The 17946-nt window shown below is 60.9% G+C and carries 14 protein-coding genes and 2 tRNA genes; 12 read left to right on the top strand and 4 right to left on the bottom strand.

Annotated features, from left to right (window positions below; genetic code table 11):
• Nucleotides 1-65: 65 nt before the first annotated feature.
• Nucleotides 66-1403 (bottom strand): MFS transporter, encoded by a 1338-nt coding sequence (locus H3U90_RS02315; protein ID WP_198176877.1) that lies wholly within the window; start codon nucleotides 1401-1403, stop codon nucleotides 66-68.
• Between the two features lie 215 nt (nucleotides 1404-1618).
• Between H3U90_RS02315 and H3U90_RS02310 the strand changes: the two genes are divergently transcribed.
• Nucleotides 1619-2275, top strand: a complete 657-nt coding sequence (locus H3U90_RS02310; protein ID WP_198176876.1) for a histidine phosphatase family protein — start codon at nucleotides 1619-1621, stop codon at nucleotides 2273-2275.
• A gap of 81 nt (nucleotides 2276-2356) precedes the next feature.
• On the top strand, nucleotides 2357-3217 hold the full coding sequence (locus tag H3U90_RS02305; protein ID WP_232340512.1) for a hypothetical protein: 861 nt from the start codon (nucleotides 2357-2359) through the stop codon (nucleotides 3215-3217).
• A gap of 51 nt (nucleotides 3218-3268) precedes the next feature.
• Here H3U90_RS02305 and H3U90_RS02300 read toward each other — a convergent pair whose 3' ends face one another.
• From H3U90_RS02300 to H3U90_RS02290, 3 genes are all read right to left on the bottom strand, one after another.
• On the bottom strand, nucleotides 3269-4321 hold the full coding sequence (locus H3U90_RS02300) for a DUF805 domain-containing protein (RefSeq protein WP_198176875.1): 1053 nt from the start codon (nucleotides 4319-4321) through the stop codon (nucleotides 3269-3271).
• Between the two features lie 180 nt (nucleotides 4322-4501).
• Nucleotides 4502-5290, bottom strand: coding sequence for an ABC transporter permease (locus tag H3U90_RS02295; protein WP_198176874.1), 789 nt, complete (start codon nucleotides 5288-5290; stop codon nucleotides 4502-4504).
• Complete coding sequence (locus H3U90_RS02290) at nucleotides 5287-6390, bottom strand: ABC transporter substrate-binding protein (RefSeq protein ID WP_415873740.1); 1104 nt, start codon at nucleotides 6388-6390, stop codon at nucleotides 5287-5289. The genes H3U90_RS02295 and H3U90_RS02290 overlap by 4 nt, the downstream gene beginning before the upstream one ends.
• A 314-nt stretch (nucleotides 6391-6704) precedes the next feature.
• On the opposite strand from H3U90_RS02290, the gene H3U90_RS02285 reads away from it, so the two are divergent.
• The 10 genes from H3U90_RS02285 (at nucleotide 6705) to H3U90_RS02240 (ending at nucleotide 17935) form a co-directional block, all read left to right on the top strand.
• Nucleotides 6705-7709, top strand: a complete 1005-nt coding sequence (locus tag H3U90_RS02285) for a LacI family DNA-binding transcriptional regulator (protein ID WP_198176873.1) — start codon at nucleotides 6705-6707, stop codon at nucleotides 7707-7709.
• 349 nt (nucleotides 7710-8058) lie between these two features.
• Nucleotides 8059-10455 (top strand): anaerobic ribonucleoside-triphosphate reductase, encoded by a 2397-nt coding sequence (gene nrdD / locus H3U90_RS02280; protein WP_154313218.1) that lies wholly within the window; start codon nucleotides 8059-8061, stop codon nucleotides 10453-10455.
• Between the two features lie 69 nt (nucleotides 10456-10524).
• Entirely contained in the window at nucleotides 10525-11247 is a 723-nt protein-coding gene (gene nrdG, locus H3U90_RS02275) for an anaerobic ribonucleoside-triphosphate reductase activating protein (RefSeq protein ID WP_198176872.1), read from the top strand.
• Between the two features lie 56 nt (nucleotides 11248-11303).
• Complete coding sequence (gene gltX / locus H3U90_RS02270; protein ID WP_198176871.1) at nucleotides 11304-12830, top strand: glutamate--tRNA ligase; 1527 nt, start codon at nucleotides 11304-11306, stop codon at nucleotides 12828-12830.
• A gap of 68 nt (nucleotides 12831-12898) precedes the next feature.
• Nucleotides 12899-12971: transfer RNA gene (locus tag H3U90_RS02265), tRNA-Glu, on the top strand.
• Between the two features lie 41 nt (nucleotides 12972-13012).
• Nucleotides 13013-13084: transfer RNA gene (locus tag H3U90_RS02260), tRNA-Gln, on the top strand.
• Nucleotides 13085-13399: 315 nt separating this feature from the next.
• On the top strand, nucleotides 13400-14575 hold the full coding sequence (locus H3U90_RS02255; RefSeq protein WP_198176870.1) for an NAD(P)/FAD-dependent oxidoreductase: 1176 nt from the start codon (nucleotides 13400-13402) through the stop codon (nucleotides 14573-14575).
• Nucleotides 14576-14629: 54 nt separating this feature from the next.
• Nucleotides 14630-14860, top strand: a complete 231-nt coding sequence (locus H3U90_RS02250) for a hypothetical protein (RefSeq protein WP_198176869.1) — start codon at nucleotides 14630-14632, stop codon at nucleotides 14858-14860.
• On the top strand, nucleotides 14857-15909 hold the full coding sequence (cydB, locus tag H3U90_RS02245) for a cytochrome d ubiquinol oxidase subunit II (RefSeq protein WP_198176868.1): 1053 nt from the start codon (nucleotides 14857-14859) through the stop codon (nucleotides 15907-15909). Before H3U90_RS02250 ends, cydB begins: the two co-directional genes overlap by 4 nt.
• A 61-nt stretch (nucleotides 15910-15970) precedes the next feature.
• Entirely contained in the window at nucleotides 15971-17935 is a 1965-nt protein-coding gene (locus H3U90_RS02240; protein ID WP_232340513.1) for an ABC transporter ATP-binding protein/permease, read from the top strand.
• The last annotated feature ends 11 nt before the right edge of the window (nucleotides 17936-17946 follow it).

Here is a 17946-nt window from a genome sequence, read left to right as displayed (position 1 = left end):
ACCATTCCTCCTGCACTGTCGGGGTACCGGGAGCCGCTTGTGCGCAAAAGCCTTACGTTACGGTCTTAGGCGGACAGCTCGGTCAGAATGGGCTCCTCGGTGCTGTTGCGGATCTGACGGAAGCCTACAAAGGCGATGGCCAGCGAAGCCAGAGCCAGAGTAGTGACCACCCCGAATCCGCCCTGGGATCCGTAGCGGTCGATGAACTGACCGGCCACAGCCGAACCGGCCGAAGACCCGATTGAATTCATGGCGCTCAGCCAGGCCATGCCTTCGGTGAAGCGGATGGGCGGCACCAGGTGGAGCATGAGCTGGTTGCCGTTGATCCAGGTGGGTGCCTGGCAGACGCCGATGATCAGGTAGATGACCATGATGGTCCACAGATTCCTGGCGAACATGAAGGTTCCGATGCCCAGGTTGACCACCAGAAGGCAGAAGTAGAAGCGCTTCCAGAGTGGAATGGTCCAGTTCTTGGCCCCGTAGAGCAGGGCGCCGACCAGGGAGCTGAAGGAGAAGCAGGCGAAGACGAACCCGGTCATCTGTTTCATCCCTTGCTCGGTGGCGAAGGCGATGATGGAGATGGACGCCGCGCTCTGGAAGGCTCCCAGGCCGAACCAAGTGGCGCAGACGGCAATCATGCCGGCACTCCAGAAGGCGCCGCTACGGCCGTTCCCGCCCTCCTGGTCCCGCAGACGTGCCACCTGCTGAGCCTGACGCTCCCTGTACTCTTTGCGGGTGATGCCCTGGGCGCGGGCCATGTCCGTCTGCGAGGGCGGCTCGGTCTCTCGGCAGGAGAGGAACATCAAGGCTCCCACCACCACGCAGATTCCGGTGAAAGAGAAGGCCAACACCCCAGAAATGACCGCCAGGATGGAAGCCAGTGGGTTGCCGATCACCCACATGGCCTCGTCGAAGACCCCTGACAGGGACAGGGCCTGGTTGGTGGCTCGGTGGTCACCGCGCAGCAGATGCGTCCACCGGCTCCGGCTCATGGCTCCCCAGGGGGGAATGGCCGCCATGAAGGGGGTGACCAGGTAGAGCACCCAGGTGGGAGCGTGGGCGGTGATGGCCGTAATCAGGACCGTGGCGGCCACAATCCAGACCAGAACCGTGGGGATGGAGACCTGCCTCTGACCGAACTTGTCGACCATCTTGCCCAGCATGGGGCTGACCAGGGCCAGGGCCACGGCCTGGATGGCGGTCAGGGCGCCGGCCAGGGAATAGCTGCCGTAGTAGTGCTGCACCGAGATGGTGATGGTCATGCCCACCATGGGGAAGGGCATGGAGGCAATGACCGACCCCACGGCGAACCGTGCCGTGTGTGGCAGCCGCAGGAGCGCCGAGTATCCTCCGAAGACCCTGTGACCGGCTTCGATCAAAGCCGCCTTCAATTGCCGTGGCATGGGCTGTTCGTCTCGCTTTCCTTGGGTGTTTTCACGGTCCCGACGGCATGTTTTTCCACAGGACCTTCCAGGGGCATGAAGGGATGTGGGGCTGCTGGGGGAACTGCTACAGTGGTAACCATATCGGCACCCGATGGGTGCCATTCGGATACTGATAATTCTACCCTCCGCCATGGTCACTTATGGGGCCCGTCGGGGAGTTTGGGAGGTGGGTCGTGCCTGCGACGACCATTCATTTCGTCCGTCATGGCCAGGTTGATAATCCCGATCATATTCTCTATGAGCGATTGCCTGGATTCCATCTGTCCGACAAAGGCCGGGCCATGGTCGAGGCCACGGCCCGCTTTATGGCCGAAGCTCCCGGCATGCGCGATCTGGAAGCCGTTTACTCCTCTCCGCTGGACAGAACCCGGGAGACCACGGCCATCCTGCTTGAGCAGATCAACCCCGCTCGTGTCCATCATGGCTTGAAACCATTGGAGCCTATTTACGATCGTCGTCTGATCGAGGCCGGCAACGAATTCCGCGGTAAGCGCATCGGTCACGGGCAGGGGGCCCTCTGGCGACCCTCCAACCTGCGGCTGATTCTGGACCTGCGCCGTCCCAGCTGGGGGGAGTCCTATCGGCAGATCGCCCGGCGAGTGGGGGATTTCGTCCGGCAGGTGGTTCGCAGCCATCCTGATGCACAGGTCCTGGCCGTCTCGCATGAGTCGCCCATCTGGTCGTATCGTCATCTCTTAGAGACCGGCCACCCCGAGCACAATATGCTCCTTCGGGCCACCGCCCTGGCCTCGGTGACCTCCATTACCTTGGATTGTGAAACCGGCAAAGTGCTGGGAATCACCTACGCGGACCCGGCGGCAGGCGTGTAAAGACCGCTTGCACGGCTTAGGATGACTGAGGATACTGTCGTGGATGACTGTCCGAGAACCCGATGAAGGAGCGTGATGATCATGGTGGATGTACAGGCAAGCGCGAAGGCGATAGCCGGACGGCCCGCCGTGGCCGAGGCAGCTGAACAAGGGGCCAGGCTGGTAGACCTTTGGCCCTTGACGAATGCCGAGCATATGGCCAACGATGCCAAATATGCGGAGGACCTGCAGGTGCGCATCAGCATGGTGCTGGCGCAACTGATGACGGGCGAGGATGTGACCATCCCCGACGCTGAATACGTCTATGAGGGTGCTGAGGACATCCCTGGCCGTCCCCAGGATTTGGTGGACGCACTCATGGCGGCCAACGATGCCATCGAGGCGGCTGCACAGGCGCAGGGCGACCAGTCCAGGACGCCTGCGGATTTGGCCGAAACCTTGGGCAGCAGCTGGGACCAGGCCCGGCAACAGGATGTGGTTGCCGGTGTGGCCGAGGTCGAGCAGTCCCTGGGTGAGCAGAACAAATCCCCCGAATCTCCACTGAGCAAAGAGGGAGTGGCCCAGGCCCTGGCTACGATTCTGGAGATTTGCCGGGATCTGCTTCAACGCGCAGGCGCCGACTCTGACCATGTTGCGGCCGCCGCGCCAATTCTGGTCTATGTCAATGAGCTCAACGAACGGCTGGGCATTCCCCAGGCCTTCCTGTCTGACGCGGATGTCGTTCATGCCTTGGGATTACTGGATGATCCTGAGGCTTTCGCCGACCTGTTGGCTCCCCTGGTGGGCGCTGAGTGGGACCACCATCGTCAGGAGGTGCTCTGGGATCCCGAGGAAGCCAAGCGCAGGGCCAAGGAGGATGACGAACGCAAGAGCCGCGAAGCCCTGCAGGCCAAGTTCGCCCATGTGCCCGAACACCCCGACAAGCCTCCTGTGGAGCTTTAAGACCTTCTGCCTTTCGCCTTGGCATCGGTCAAGGCGAAAGGCAGATTGGGCTCAGCGGTCGAAGCGTGCTCCTCGTGGATCGCTGGGCCTGGCCAGCAGAATGATTCCGGCGACGGTTCCGGCGAGCATGATCAATGCGCCCAAGCCAAGCAGGGAGAGCGAGGATCCTGGATGTCCGTCTGCAATAGCCACGATGGCGAAAATCACAGGGATGCTGCCCACCAGTTCGCTTACGAAGGGCAGGAGTATCCAGAAGCCGGACATATTGGTGTCATGAAGTCGCCGTATGCTCACGGCCAGATTGGGTATGAAAAGTCCTATGGTGACCAGGAGGGACAGGATCCGTCCCACAAAGGTGGATCCTGAGGTGATGATCGAGATCGCACAGTTGATGAGGAAGATCATCAGAAAAGCCCACCAGAATTCCCCACGGGAGGCCCTCCCGGAGAAGACGGTGTATTTGACGAAGAAACGCTTGCAGGCATTTACGAAGTCAATGCCGTACCAGGGTGCGTTCAGTGGCGGCTCGCCGTTGAATCCGGCATCCGCATAGGGATAGGCCGGATACTGTGGAACCTGCGGTCCGGGCTGGTAGCCTGCCTGATATCCCGATTGGTAGCCTGCCTGCGACCAACCTTCAGGCGGTTGATAAGAGTTGTCCGACGCATAGCCAGACGGCGGGGTTGTACCGTTGGGCTGGCCGTTGGACTGGCCGGGATTCGGACCCTGACCGTAAGGCGCCTGCTGCTGTCCGTAGTACTGCTGTTCATTGGGCTGTTGACTATAGGGCTGTTGCTGGTTGTAGCCTGGCTGTTGACCCTGTGGCTGTTGACCGTATGGCTGCCCTTGGTATGGCTGTTCCCGGTGGTAATCGCCGGCAGGGCTTTGGGCTTCGCTGATCGGATGGTAAATGTCGCTCTGGTCCGAAGCCGGCTGTGCATAGCCGGATTGCCCTGGTTGAGGCTGGTTCTGGTAGGCTGTGGTCTCTGAGCCGGTTCCGTCACCGGGGTCCTTCGGGGACCAGTCGTTGGCCGAACCCTGATCAGCCGAACCCTGGTCATCGGGGATCTGGTTCCCGTTGTTCGTATTATCTGGATGGCTCATGGATATCGTCCCTCTCATCTTCTGTTGATAATCCTGAATCTGACTTTGCCGTATATTCCTATTATGGCAGGCCGGTTCTTCTATCTGCTAGTCATTGATAGTGCAGGGGATGGGGGGACTCGTCACACTTACTCGGATCAGTCTGTCAGTTTCGGTATTTGATTGCTGCTGCAGGACTCTTCACTCGTCGTCCGGATTGACCATATGATCATCGCCGGCATCGCCCAGAAGTAGCCTTTCAGTCAGGGTGATCAGGCCCAGCAGAAGGGCGGTCAGCAGGATGATGACCAGGGTGGCCGAGAAGATCAGCGGGGTCCTAAAGGAGTTGAAGGCCGATTGCAGCCATATGCCCAGACCGTTCCTGGCGCCCAGATACTCCGAGGTGGCCGCGGTGGCGAAGACATAGGCCGTGCTGATGCGCAGACCGCCGAAGATCTGCCCGGCGGCCACTCGCAGCTTGACGTGCCAGAGTGTCCAGGTTCGGGTTGCCCCGCAGTTCAGCGCTACATCCTGGTAGAAGCGGGGCACGGATTTGAGCCCCCGGTAGGTCTGGACCACTATAGGGAAGAGGGCGAAGACGGCTACGATGACCACCTTGCCCAGGGGCTCGAATCCGAACCAGATCACGAACAGAGGGGCGATCGTGATCAGCGGTATCATCTGTGCACCTGCGATCAGGGGGTAGAGGGCGTCGTGCAGGGTGCGCCAACTGTAGAGGGCCAGGCCGATCACTATTCCCAGGACCGAGGCCAGGAGGAAGCCCAGAAGGCCCTCAAGGGCGGTGATGGCGGTGGCAGGCAGCAGGTCCTCCCGGGATTGCACTGTGGCAGCCAGGATTCGGCTGGGCGCCGGCAGAACCTGTTCACTGACTCCGCCCAGACGGGCAGCCAGCTCCCAGATGATCAGGAGCGCCAGCAGGGTGATGGTCGGAGGCAGCGCCCGGGTTCCGCTCTGCTTCCGCACCCTCATCGACCGGCTGCTTCCCGAACGTAGCGATCGGTCCACAGGTCCTTGGCCTGAGGGGCCTTGTTGGGGTCTCCCTTCTTGGCGTCCCGGTATGTGCCCGCCTTGAACTGGAAGTCCAGATAGTCCTGGGCATCCTTGACGTTGATCAGTCCGCTGATGCTCTTTTGCTCTGGACTGTCGACCCAGTACCCCTCCTTGACGATGCTCTCCATGGAGCGCTTGGCCAGGGTCGGGTCGATGGCCGATCCCTTGGTCTCCTTGACCAGGATGTCCGCCGCCTGGTCGGGATGATTCAGGGCGTAGTCGTATCCCTTCAGGCAGGCCTTGACGAAAGCCGTCAGGGCGCGACGGTGACCGGCCTGCTGCAGCCAGGAATTCTTGACCACGAAGCCCAGCTGGTCGGGGTTGCCGGGCACTCCCCAGTCGGCCTGGGTGAAGCAGTGCAGTGCCGGGCCCTTGAGCTCGCTCTCTACGCCCTCCCAGTTGGCGTAGAAGCCGGCGAAGTCACCCTTGCCGCTGGTCAAAGTGGCGAAGGTGTTGGTGCCGCTGGTCACCCGCTTGAAGTCGCCCTTGCCGCCTGCATGGCGGATCATCTGCTTGACCACGGCCGTCTGTTCGGCCGAGCCGAAGCTGACGAAGGTCTTGCCGTCGAAGTCCTTGGGGGTCTGGATGTCGGTGCGCGAGGCCAGCGAGCACCAACGTGCCACGGAATGCTGGCCTATGTTGAAGACCTGCCGCAGGTCGGCCCCCTGGGAGTTGAAGGTGGCCAGGTTGCTCAGCTTGGAGAAACCTACGTCGGCGACCCCGTTCTGGACTGAGGTCTCGGCTCCTGCCTGGGCCGTGGGCAGGATGGTCAGCTTCAGGCCGGCCTTGTCGAAGTAGCCCAGATGCCGGGCCACGTAGATGCCCACATGATTGGTGTTGGGCGTCCAATCCAGCATGAAGGAGAGCTTGGAGCCGTCATCGGCCTTGTTCCCTGCCCCCTTGGCCCCGCAGGCTGCGCTCGTGGCTGCCATACAGAGCGCCGCTGTCAGGGCAAGCGCCCGTACGATCAGTCTGTGGCCGGGAATCCTCCTGAAGCCGCTTTTCTCCGACATGCTCATCACTGTCACCTTGCCTCTCCGGCACCCCTGGTGCCCATCCGCATTGGGGCCGTTACGGGAAGGTGAGGAGCCCGCGCGACGATCCGATACGGTCTTGACCGATGGAATTCTGCGATGTGTGCCACGGCTGCTGCCACCAGCCGCGCGAACAAGACCACTCTAGTCCAACCCAGGCGGTCCTGCCTCGCCGTGATGAAAGGTTGCATCATTTGCCCTTATACTGGAAACTCACGAGAGGTCTGTGCGGGCCGACCGCTGTCGGTCTCGTCCGGAGCAAGACATCCGATTTCGGTAGGGTACGACGGAGGGTTCCCATGTCGGTGACCATCAGTGATGTGGCCAAGCAGGCGGGCATGTCCGTATCCACGGTCTCCCAGGCGCTCAACGACAAGGGGCGCATCTCCCCGCCCACCAAGGACAGGGTCCGCAGGGCGGCCATGGAGCTGGGCTACATCCCAGACAGCCGGGCCCGTTCCATGCGATCCTCGCGCTCGCATGCCGTAGGCCTGCTGGTCCCCGACATCCGCAACCCCTACTTCTCCGAGCTGGTCTACGCGGTTCAGGACCAGCTCTACTCGGCAGGCTATGCGCCCCTGATCGGCGTGTCCTCTTGCCAGGCCAGCAGGCAGGAGGACTATTACCGCATCCTTCTTTCTCGTCATATGGACGGCGTTTTGGTTGTGCCTGACGGTCCGACCTCGCCCATGCTGCGCACCATGCTGGCAAGGGAATTCCCCGTGGTCTTCGTGGATCGTCCGGACCGGACCCTGCCCGGTGTCCCTCTGGTGGATTCCGACCCTGTGCCTGGCATGGAGGCGGCCCTGGACGCTCTGGCAGCCAGGGGGAGCAGACGAGTGGCCTTCGTCCCGGGCCCAGAGAGCCGTTCCTACACCTTCCGCGAGCGCGAACAGGCTTTCCTGGACGGCGTGGATGCCCGTCAGGGGTTGACGGGGTTGGTGGTCCGCCAGGGGTTCGAGGACCGTCCCCGCGCGGCCTCGACCATGCGCCACCTGCTCGGTCAGGGGGTGGATGCCGTCATCTTCGGCTACTCGGCCGATGCCATCAAGGCTGTCGCCATGGAGTGGGAGGGCGACCTGCGCTCACGTGTGCCCCTGGTCTCCTTCGACGACCTGGAGGTCTTTCAGCTGATCAGTCCCCAGGTGTCGGTCATCTCCCAACAGGTGGATCGCATGGGCCGCCAGGGCGTTGACATGCTCCTGTCCATGATCGAGCCGGGGCGGCAGGCTCCGGAGGGCATGGGCGTGGATCGCCGTCTGCGCACCCAAACCCTCTTCGTGCCAAGGGGTTTGCTGGCTTAGGTCTGTTCCTGCTTGATGCAGGGGTTGGGGCTCGACAAGTCATGTGCGTGTCGGACGGCTGTATCGTCCCTGTAAATGACCTCCAACGGCCTTTCGGCCATTTGCGGCCCTTGTCCATACCCCACTATTTGTGACTCAGCTCACAAAACACGGTAATAACTAGATGTAGGAAACGAATCATCCTCAGGCACTACATATGGTGGTCACAACGTGATAGAGTGAGTCTTGTCATCAAGAATGACATCCATGTGATTCGCCGTTCCCGGCATGGAATTCGGGAACGCCAAAGCAACTGCACATGAGCAACCGTATGACGACCGTATGAGGAGTGACGATGGATACTGAGGTCATGACCGATAGCGTGAAGGAGCGTGGCATTTCGGATCGCGATGCTGTCGACGGCATTCTGGTCGAGAAGCGCGACGGCCGGATCGTCGATTTTGATCCCGTCAACATCATGAACGCCATCGAAGCTGCCTTCAAGGACGTCAAGCACGAGGTCAGTCCTGAGGATCGTCAGCAGATCCGGGGCATGGCCCTGACCGTTCAGTCCGAGATTACCGATCGCTACACCAACCCGGTCAAGATCGAGGACATCCAGACCCTGGTCGAGCACGCGCTGGTCAATGCCCACCTCTACGAGATCGCTCGCTCCTATACCTCCTACCGTCTCGACCGTGACATTCAGCGGGCCAAGGCCACGGATGTCAACGAGGCTGTTCACCGTCTGACCAGCAAGGACGAGACCCTGGTGCGCGAGAACGCCAACAAGGACGCCAACGTCTACGCCACTCAGCGCGACCTGCTGGCCGGCGCGGTATCCAAGGCTTCGGCCTTCGCCATGCTGCCCAAGGATGTCTCCAATGCCCATATGAAGGGTGACATCCACTTCCACGACGCGGACTACTCGCCCTTTACGGCCGAGACCAACTGCTCACTGCCTGATTTCGGCGACATGCTGGCCCACGGTTTCGAGCTGGGCAACGCCATGATGGACTCGCCCAAGTCCATCGGCACGGCCGCCACGCAGATAACCCAGATCATCAAGGACATCGCCGGCTCTCAGTACGGCGGCCAGACGGTCAACCGTTGCGACGAGATGCTGGACAGGTACGCGCGTCTGGACTACAAGAAGAACTATTCCATGGCCGAGGCCGTCCTGCCGGACGAAGAGCCCATCGACGTGGCCAAGGATGTCGTCCGCGGCCTCAAGGCTCGGGAGGCTGACTGGCTCCACCTGGACGATCGTGCCCCTATCGGCGAGGACGCCCCCTTCGACCTGGACGCTCCGCAGATTGTTCGGCTGCGCCAGGTCTATGCCAAGATCCTGACCCGCAAGAACATCTACGATGCCATGCAGACCATGGAGTACCAGATCAACTCCAACCGTGTCTCCAACGGCCAGACCCCCTTTGTCACCGTGGGCTTCGGGCTGGGCACCTCCTGGTTCGCCCGGGAGATCCAGCGCGCCATCTTCCTGATTCGTATCCGCGGGCTGGGCAAGGACCGCCACACCGCCATCTTCCCCAAGCTGGTCTTCACCATCAAACATGGTCTCAATGCGGACGAGGGCGATCCCAACTACGACATGAAGCAGCTGGCCCTGGAGTGCTCGACCAAGCGTATGTACCCTGACGTGGTCTTCTACGAGAACCTGATCAAGATCACCGGCTCCTTCAAGGCCCCCATGGGCTGCCGTTCCTTCCTGCAGGCCTGGACCAACCCCGAGACGGGCGAGGACGAGGAGGACGGCCGCATGAACCTGGGTGTCGTCACCGTCAACATCCCCCGCATCGCTCTTGAGTCCCGCGGCGACAAGGATCGCTTCTGGAAGATATTCGACCAGCGCATGGAGGTGGCCCACCACGCCCTGCAGTTCCGCATCATGCGCTGCAAGCAGGCCACGCCCATCAACGCTCCCACCCTCTACCAGTACGGCGCCTTCGGCAGGCTGAAGCCGACCGACAGTGTAGACACCCTCTTCCGCAACAGCCGCGCCACCGTTTCGCTGGGTTACATCGGCCTCTATGAGGCCACCAGCGTCTTCTACGGCAAGGACTGGATGAAGGACCACTCCTGGGATCCGGAGGGCAAGGAATTCGCCCTGAGCATCGTGCGTCGGATGAATCAGCTCTGCAAGCAGTGGGAGAAGGCTGAGGGATACCACTACTCGGTCTACTCCACCCCGGCCGAGTCCTTGACTGACCGCTTCGCCCGGATGGACAAGGAGAAGTTCGGCGTAGTCGACGGCGTGACCGACCATGACTTCTACACCAACAGCTTCCATTACCCGGTCTGGCTGCGGCCCACACCCATGGAGAAGCTCAGCTATGAACGGGACTTCCCCTACCTGGCCTCGGGCGGTTTCATCAACTACTGCGAGTTCCCCTCCATGCAGCAGAACCCCAAGGCCCTGGAGGCTGTATGGGACTACGCCTACGACATCGGCATCGGTTACCTGGGTACCAACACCCCCATCGATCACTGCTTCGTCTGCGGCTACGAGGGTGACTTCGAGCCCACCGAGGAGGGCTTCAAGTGCCCCGAGTGCGGCAACGACGATCCTGATAAGTGCAACGTGACCAAGCGCACCTGCGGTTACCTGGGCAACCCCGTCCAGCGGCCTATGGTCCACGGCAGGCACGAGGAGATCGCCCACCGTGTCAAGCACATGGAGGGTGAGACCGGCCACGTGGTCCTCAAGGACGGATCCACCAAGGAGTGGTTCGACGACAAGGCCGAATAGGCTCTGACAAGACGCAGTTAATGGCGGGCCGGGTAGTTTGCGGCCCGCCATTGTCATGAGGAGGACCAGATGACGGACAAACAGGGATCCATGAGGAAGACGGGTGGCCACCGTGACTTCGCTGCTCATGAGCAGGGGCGTGGTCCGGGGGTTCCCTCTGCGCTGACCAACAATCCCAAGGCCGGCCAGTGGGACGGTCGCCGGCTCAGTCGGGGAATCGTGGCGGACTACAAGCGTCTGGTCATGACCGACGGCGAGGGGATCCGCTGCTCCCTCTACGTCAGCGGTTGCCCCTTCCGCTGCCAGGGGTGCTACAACGCCTCCATATGGGACTTCGGCGCCGGGCACCCCTATACCCAGCAGCTTGAGGACCGCATCATCAAGGACCTGTCGCTGTCCTACGTGCAGGGCATCACCTACCTGGGCGGGGAGCCTCTGCTCAACACCCCCATGTTGCTCGGCCTTTCAGCGCGAATCCGGCGCGAGTTCGGCCACGAGAAGGATATCTGGTGCTGGACCGGCTACACCTGGGAGGAGCTGAACCGGCCGGGGGAGACCCCGGACAAGGCCCAGCTGATCTCCTACCTTGACGTGCTGGTGGACGGACGCTACTTGGAGAATCGGAAGAACAGCCTGCTCCAGTTCCGAGGCTCGGACAACCAGCGGATCATCGATGTGCCGCGTTCCCTGGAGCAGGGCCAGGTGGTCATCTGGTCCAAGTTGCACGACCAGACCAGGTTCATTCCGGAGACCTACAGCAAGGACCGTCAGCAGGAGCAGCAGCGGGGCTGATACCGGCTCCAGCTCTGAATTGGTCTACGTCGCCTTGCCGGGGCACAATGGGTGTCATGACTGATGAGCATGATCACGACGCCAAACCCGACCTGCCTAAGGACCTGAGGGTCCGTTTCTGCCCTTCGCCGACCGGCACCCCGCATGTGGGCATGGTTCGAACCGCACTCTTCAACTGGGCCCAGGCCCGGCACTCGCATGGTACCTTCGTCTTCCGCATCGAGGACACCGATGCCCAGCGCGACAGCGAGGAGAGCTACCAGCAGATTCTGGAGGCCCTCAAGTGGCTGGGGCTGGACTGGGATGAGGGTGTGGAGGTCGGCGGCCCTGACGGCCCCTACCGGCAGTCCGAGCGCGGCGATATCTACCGCGATGTGGCCCGGCAGCTTCTGGATGCCGGCTACGCCTATGAGTCCTACTCCACCGCTGAGGAGATCAAGGAGCGCAACCTGGCCGCCGGCCGTCCTGCCGCTTTCGGCTATGACGGCTACGACCGCGACCTGAGTGACGAACAGCGTCAGGCCTTCCGTGATCAGGGCCGCCGTCCAGCCCTGCGCATCCGCATGCCCGACGAGGACATCGCCTTTGACGACCTGATTCGCGGGCATATCGAGTTCAAGGCCGGGTCCGTGCCCGACTATGTGATCGTGCGCCCCAACGGCGATCCCCTTTACACTCTGACCAACCCGGTGGATGATGCCCTGATGCGCATCAACGTGGTCCTGCGCGGTGAGGATCTGCTCAGCTCCACCCCCCGGCAGATCGTCCTCTATCGGTGCCTGATGAAGCTGGGCATAGCCCGGGCCATGCCCCTGTTCGGGCACCTGCCCTACGTCATGGGCCAGGGCAAGAAGAAGCTGTCCAAACGTGACCCGGAGTCCAACCTCTTCCTGCACCGGGAGCACGGCTTTATTCCCGAGGGCCTGCTCAACTATCTGGCCCTGCTGGGCTGGTCCATCGGCCCGGACCGGGATGTCTTCTCCATGGATGAGATGGTTGAGCACTTCGACATCCGCGATGTCAAGGCCAATCCCGCCCACTTCGATATCGACAAGGCCGTGGCCATCAACGCCGAGCACATCCGCATGCTGGAGCCGCAGGACTTCCTGAATCGCTCCCTGCCCTACCTCAATCGTGACGGGCTGGTGAGTGCCGAGCGCTGGCAGGACCTGAGCGATAGGGAGCAGCGGATTCTGAGCGCTGCCGCCCCCCTGGTCCAGCCTCGTGTGCGTCTGTTGGGCGAGGTCTCCGGCATGGTGGGGAGTCTGCTCAGCCAGGATGAGTACCTGGAACCCGAGCCGGACGCCCGCAAACAGCTCAAGGACTCGGCTGGGCAGGTCCTGGACCTGGCTATTGCCGCCCTGCAGGATGTGTCAGACCAGGACTGGAAGACCGATCACCTGCACGACCTGCTCACTCAGGCGCTGGTGGATGAGGGAGGCTATAAGCCCCGACTGGCCTTCGGTCCGGTCAGGGTGGCGGTCTCGGGAAGGCGCGTCTCGCCGCCCCTGTTCGAGTCCCTGGAGATTCTGGGCAAGGGTACAACACTCCGAAGGATGGCCAACTTGCGCCAAAACCTCTAAGCGGGTATATTTCTTTTTTGTTGTGCTACTGACCTGTTGAACCGGGTTCGTACGCGGCGAAAAGTGAAGCCCCCGTCGTCTAGCGGTCTAGGACTACGCCCTCTCACGGCGCCAACACCGGTCCAAATCCGGTCGGGGGTACGACATGTGGCAACTGTCCAAGCGGTTGTCGCACAGCCAATTGGGGTATGGTGTAATTGGCAACACAGGTGATTCTGGTTCATCCATTCTTGGTTCGAGTCCAGGTACCCCAGCGGTAGGGACATAAGGTCTCAAGGAGCGGAATGCCGACACGGTGTTCCGCTCTTCTTGTTTACGCATTACCATGGATTACAGGAATGCTTCTGTCCTGCAAAGCGGCGGACGGAGGTGTCCACGAGAGTTGTTCACGGTGTGAGCAAGCAAACAAAAAGAGGAGGCCCGGCAGACTGTTATGTCAGAGTTTCCGATGATGGAATCTGATACGTTGAGCATAGAAGCTTGAGTGATGAACCCAATCATCGGCTGATCGGGCAACATCACCCGGTATATGAATCATTGTACGATTTTTTCGGTAAAGGTGTGTGATTATGACGACAATCATGGTGTTGGGAGCTGGTTACGCGGGTCTTCGCGTGGTCAAGAAGCTGGCTCATGCAAAGACTGATGCCCATATAGTCCTGGTCAATAAGAACGAGTACCACTATGAGTCCACTCAGCTGCACCAGGTGGCGGCGGGAACCAAGGAGCCGGCGGACGTGGTCTTCGACCTGCGCAAGTCTCTGCCCGATTCGGTGGAGCTGATTGTCGACAAGGTGGTCGGCATCGATCAGGACAACCGCCGGGTCAGCCTGGAGCATCACGATCCTCTGTCCTATGATTACCTGATCAACGCCCTTGGCTTCGAGTCCGAAACCTTCGGCATCAAGGGTGCCGATGAGTATGGATGGCCGCTCGTCGACGTGGACACCGCCTTGGCGGCACGCAAGAAGCTGGAAGAGACGCTGGCCCGCTACCAGACCAGCCATGATCCCTTGGATCTGAGCATCGTTGTCTGCGGCGCCGGCTTCACCAGCATCGAGTACCTGGGCGAACTGGTCTACCGTCTGCCTCAGCTCTCGAAGCGCCTGGGCTTCCCCATGGATCAGGTCAAGGTGGATTGCATTGAGGCCTCGCCCAAGATCCTGCCCATGTTCAGCAAGGACCTGGTCGACTGGGCTGTGGATTACCTGCGCAAGCGCGGAGTCAACTTCCACACCTCCACCCCCATTACCGAGGTCAGGCAGGATGCCGTGGTCTCCAATGATCAGGAGTTCAAGGCCCATACGATCATTTGGACAACGGGTGTGCGTGGTAGCCACGTTATTGCCGATTCCGGGTATAATCAGAAGCGTAACCGTGTAGTGGTCAGGGATGACCTGTCGGTCGAGCAGCATCCAGAGGAGTTCCTGGTGGGTGATGTCAGTGCCGTTCCCGACCCCCAATCGGGTCGGCTCTACCCGACCACTGCGCAGATTTCGATGGCCCAGGCTGATACCGCGGCCGCGAATGTCCTCGCCAGAATGCGGGGGCAGGAGCCCCAGCGGTTCACCTTCCGAAGCCTAGGGACCGTGTGCTCTCTCGGTCCTCATGCCGGGGTTGCCGAAATCGACCGTATGGGCACGCTGAAGCTCAAGGGCAAGGCGGTCTCGGTCCTGAAGTGGATCGTAAACGAGCGGTCGGTCCTGGAATTGGCCGACGTGCGTACCATGTTGGAGAGCAACTGAACCAGCGTCTCAAGGGACGCAAGGGGCTAGACGACGAGGGAGAGGAGGACGAACATGATTCAGGCCATGAGGATGCGGCACATGTTCGTCTCCTTTCAACCTCGGATCGGATCGTTCTGGGCGACGGTGGCCATCGGCCCTGCGTTCATCGACATCATTGACTACCTCCTGCTCCTCCTCATTCCGGCGGAAACCATGGCTGACTGCGGCCTCCGCCGGGATGGTGGAGGCCCCCGTGCCCGTTCGCGGATCGGCAGGAGCGAGAGGAGAGTGGCATTAGCATGAGTTTTCTACAAGGTTTGTGGTTCTTTGTCATCGGCCTGCTTTTCGCGGGCTTCCTTCTGCTTGAAGGCTTCGACTTCGGCGTTGGCATGGCTACCAGGTTCGTGGCCCGCGACGGTGATGAGCGCGCCACTTTCATGAGGGCCATCGGCCCCCACTGGGATGGCAACGAGGTCTGGCTGATCACTGCCGGCGGCGCTATGTTCGCCGCTTTCCCGCTCTGGTACGCCTCCCTCTTCTCGGGGTATTACCTCCTGCTCTTCCTGGTACTGGTTTCCCTGATTCTGCGTGGCGTCTCATTCGAGTTCGCCTCCCACGCGCTGACCAGCCGTGAGCGCGGTGTCTGGCAGTGGGCCAACTTCATCGGTTCCCTCTTTGCGCCATTCTTCCTGGGCATGATGCTGACCAGCCTGATCCAGGGCATCCCCATGGATAAGAACGGCGATGCCTGGCCCGGGTTCTTCGACGTGTTCAACTGGCTGTCCGTGGTCGGCGGCATTGCTGTCGTCTTCTTCAGCTTCGTTCATGGCCTGCACTTCCTGAGCCTGAAAATGGGTGTCATGGATTCCCGTCGGATGCTCAACGTCAGCGAGAAGGCCTACTGGATCGCCTATCCGGCCCTGATCGTCTTCGTGCTCCTGGCCATCTTCAACACCGACTTCTACAAGGCACGTCCGCTGTCCACTTGGCTGATTACCGTAATCATCCTGGCGTCGGTCATCGGAGGCCACGTTGCCGTCTTCAAGAAGCGCGGCGGCTACGCCTTCACCTGCTCGGGCATCACCCTGATGGCTATCATCGCCTTTATCTTCAACGGGCTCTTCCCGCGGGTGATGATCGCTGATGATCCGGCACACAACCTGCTGATCCAGGATGCATCGGCATCACCGCTGACCATGAAGATCATGACCGTGGTGCTTTGCATCTTCCTGCCCATCATGCTGGCCTACTTCATCTGGAGTTACTTCATCCAGCGTAAGCGGCTGGACACCGATGGTGCCCACCTGACCTCGCCTGTGGCACCTTCGGTCACCGTGGCTGAGACCGTCTGAAAATTCAAGGAGGCAGGGGGGCAGTGCTGACAGGACCGGAGCGCATCCGGAGGATAATGCATTGATTGACAAAAATCTATTCCGTTTCGACGGAGTCCGGTCCACCTTGGGCCTGCTGGCTGCACTGTCCCTGGTCCAGGGAATAGGCGTGGTGGTTCAGGCCTATGGGTTGACCCTGGCCCTGGTGCGCATCTGGCGCCTTAAGCACCTCGGGGTGCTGGTGGTGCCGGTGCTGATCTTTCTGGCCGCCTACACCTGCCGGCAGCTCTGCGACGTGGCCAAGGATCGTATTGCCACCGATCGTGCCGATGCCATTGTGGCTGAGCTGCGGCCCAGTATTCAGGACAAGGTCTTCTCATTGGGGCCCTCGGCTCTGGCTCGACGTGGCACGGGCTCTGCCGTCACCATGTTGGTGGATGGACTTGATCAGGTACGCACCTACGTGCTGACGGTCCTGCCAAAGATGATGGACCTCATCTTCATTCCCCTGATTGTCCTGGTAGTGGTCTGGACCCAGGATGCAGGTTCCGGGCTCATCCTCCTGCTCATGTTGCCCCTGCTCATCTTCTTCATGGTCATTCTGGGTCTGGCGGCCAGGGATCGCTCCAGTCGGCAGTACGCTCAGTTCCGTAAGCTCAACACCAGGTTCATGGATACGGTCCTGGGCCTTCCGACCCTAAAGATGCTGGGCATTGACAAGGAATACGAGGACGAGATCTATTCGGTCTCGGACCGCTTCCGCAAGAGGACCATGAGCGTTATCAGGGTGGCCATGACCTCCACCTTTGCTTTGGACTTCTTCGCCACCTTGGCCATCGCCATCATGGCCGTCTTTTTGGGCAACAATCTGATCAATGCCAAGGTGGAGCTCTTCCCAGCCCTCTTGGCCCTGATTCTTGCTCCTGAGTACTTCATGCCCATCCGCCAGTTCGGCGATGATTTCCACGCCACGCTGAACGGCAAGAACGCCCTCGATGACATCGCGGACATGCTGGCCCAGCCAGAGCCCAAGCGCTTGGAGGAACTGGACTGGTCCGGGTGGAAGGAAGACAGTCACCTGCGCCTGGAAGGAATCGACTTCGCCTATCCTGGCCCCAAGCCGGTGGAGAGCAATGCTTCAGCCGGGGCGCAGATGGATGCCATGGCCAAGTCCGAGAGCCAAAAGACCAGCAAGAAGAGCCGCAAGTCCAAGGCATCCGAGGCTCATGACGGCAATGAGAAATCGGTTTCGGCTGAGTCCGGTTCCAAAACGTCGCAAGGGACTGTAGTTGGTGCTGCTGTAGATTCACAGATCAGTGGGTCCGACGGTACTACGGAGGAGCAGCCTCTGGCTCTGAGTGGTCTGGACTTCAACCTGCACGGTTTTTCCAAGGTGGCCATTGTCGGTCGCTCGGGAGCCGGCAAGTCCACGCTGATGGATCTACTGGCCGGTTTTGACCAGCCCAGGGCAGGCACCATCGACCTGGATGGTCATCGGCTGGAGCACTGCAATGTGGCTGCCTGGCAGCGGCACATCAGCTACATTCCCCAGAACCCCTTCATCTTCCATGGCACCGTATCCGACAACATCCGTTTTTATAACCAAGATGCAGACGATGCCCAAGTGGCCCGTGCAGCCGATCGGGCTGGACTGACCGACTGGCTGAAAACATTGCCCGACGGTCTGGGCACCCAAATCGGAGAGGGCAACCGCGGCATCAGCGGCGGTCAGGCCCAACGAATCGCCCTGGCCAGGGGCATCCTGGACCCTTCGCGCGAGATTCTGTTCTTTGACGAGCCCACCGCTCACCTGGACATCGAGACCGAATATGACCTGAAACAGACCCTGCTGCCCATCATGGATGGACATCTGGTCGTCCTGGCCACCCACCGGCTGCACTGGCTGGCCAATATGGACTGGGTGATCATGTTGGAACATGGACGAATTGTGGCCCAGGGCGATCCGCATGAGCTGATTGGACAGGGCGGTCCCTTGGATGCGCTGATCGATGAGATGGGAGGGAACCAGATTGCCGACTACCAGTAGGACTGAAACCG

The sequence above is a fragment of the Bifidobacterium sp. W8103 genome (assembly GCF_016100775.1).
Lineage (GTDB): Bacteria > Actinomycetota > Actinomycetes > Actinomycetales > Bifidobacteriaceae > Bombiscardovia > Bombiscardovia choladohabitans.
The sequence above is the reverse complement of the archived record's forward strand: the minus strand, read 5'-3'. Positions and strand labels throughout refer to the sequence as shown.

Coding starts and splice junctions, on each gene's coding strand:
- H3U90_RS02300 (WP_198176875.1), bottom strand. CDS start 4,321: ATGAGCCATCCAGATAATACGAACAACGGGAACCAGATCCCCGATGAC.
- nrdD (WP_154313218.1), top strand. CDS start 8,059: ATGACCGATAGCGTGAAGGAGCGTGGCATTTCGGATCGCGATGCTGTC.
- H3U90_RS02295 (WP_198176874.1), bottom strand. CDS start 5,290: ATGAGGGTGCGGAAGCAGAGCGGAACCCGGGCGCTGCCTCCGACCATC.
- H3U90_RS02315 (WP_198176877.1), bottom strand. CDS start 1,403: ATGCCACGGCAATTGAAGGCGGCTTTGATCGAAGCCGGTCACAGGGTC.
- H3U90_RS02255 (WP_198176870.1), top strand. CDS start 13,400: ATGACGACAATCATGGTGTTGGGAGCTGGTTACGCGGGTCTTCGCGTG.
- gltX (WP_198176871.1), top strand. CDS start 11,304: ATGACTGATGAGCATGATCACGACGCCAAACCCGACCTGCCTAAGGAC.
- H3U90_RS02305 (WP_232340512.1), top strand. CDS start 2,357: ATGGTGGATGTACAGGCAAGCGCGAAGGCGATAGCCGGACGGCCCGCC.
- H3U90_RS02290 (WP_415873740.1), bottom strand. CDS start 6,390: ATGAGCATGTCGGAGAAAAGCGGCTTCAGGAGGATTCCCGGCCACAGA.
- H3U90_RS02250 (WP_198176869.1), top strand. CDS start 14,630: ATGATTCAGGCCATGAGGATGCGGCACATGTTCGTCTCCTTTCAACCT.
- H3U90_RS02285 (WP_198176873.1), top strand. CDS start 6,705: ATGTCGGTGACCATCAGTGATGTGGCCAAGCAGGCGGGCATGTCCGTA.
- nrdG (WP_198176872.1), top strand. CDS start 10,525: ATGACGGACAAACAGGGATCCATGAGGAAGACGGGTGGCCACCGTGAC.
- cydB (WP_198176868.1), top strand. CDS start 14,857: ATGAGTTTTCTACAAGGTTTGTGGTTCTTTGTCATCGGCCTGCTTTTC.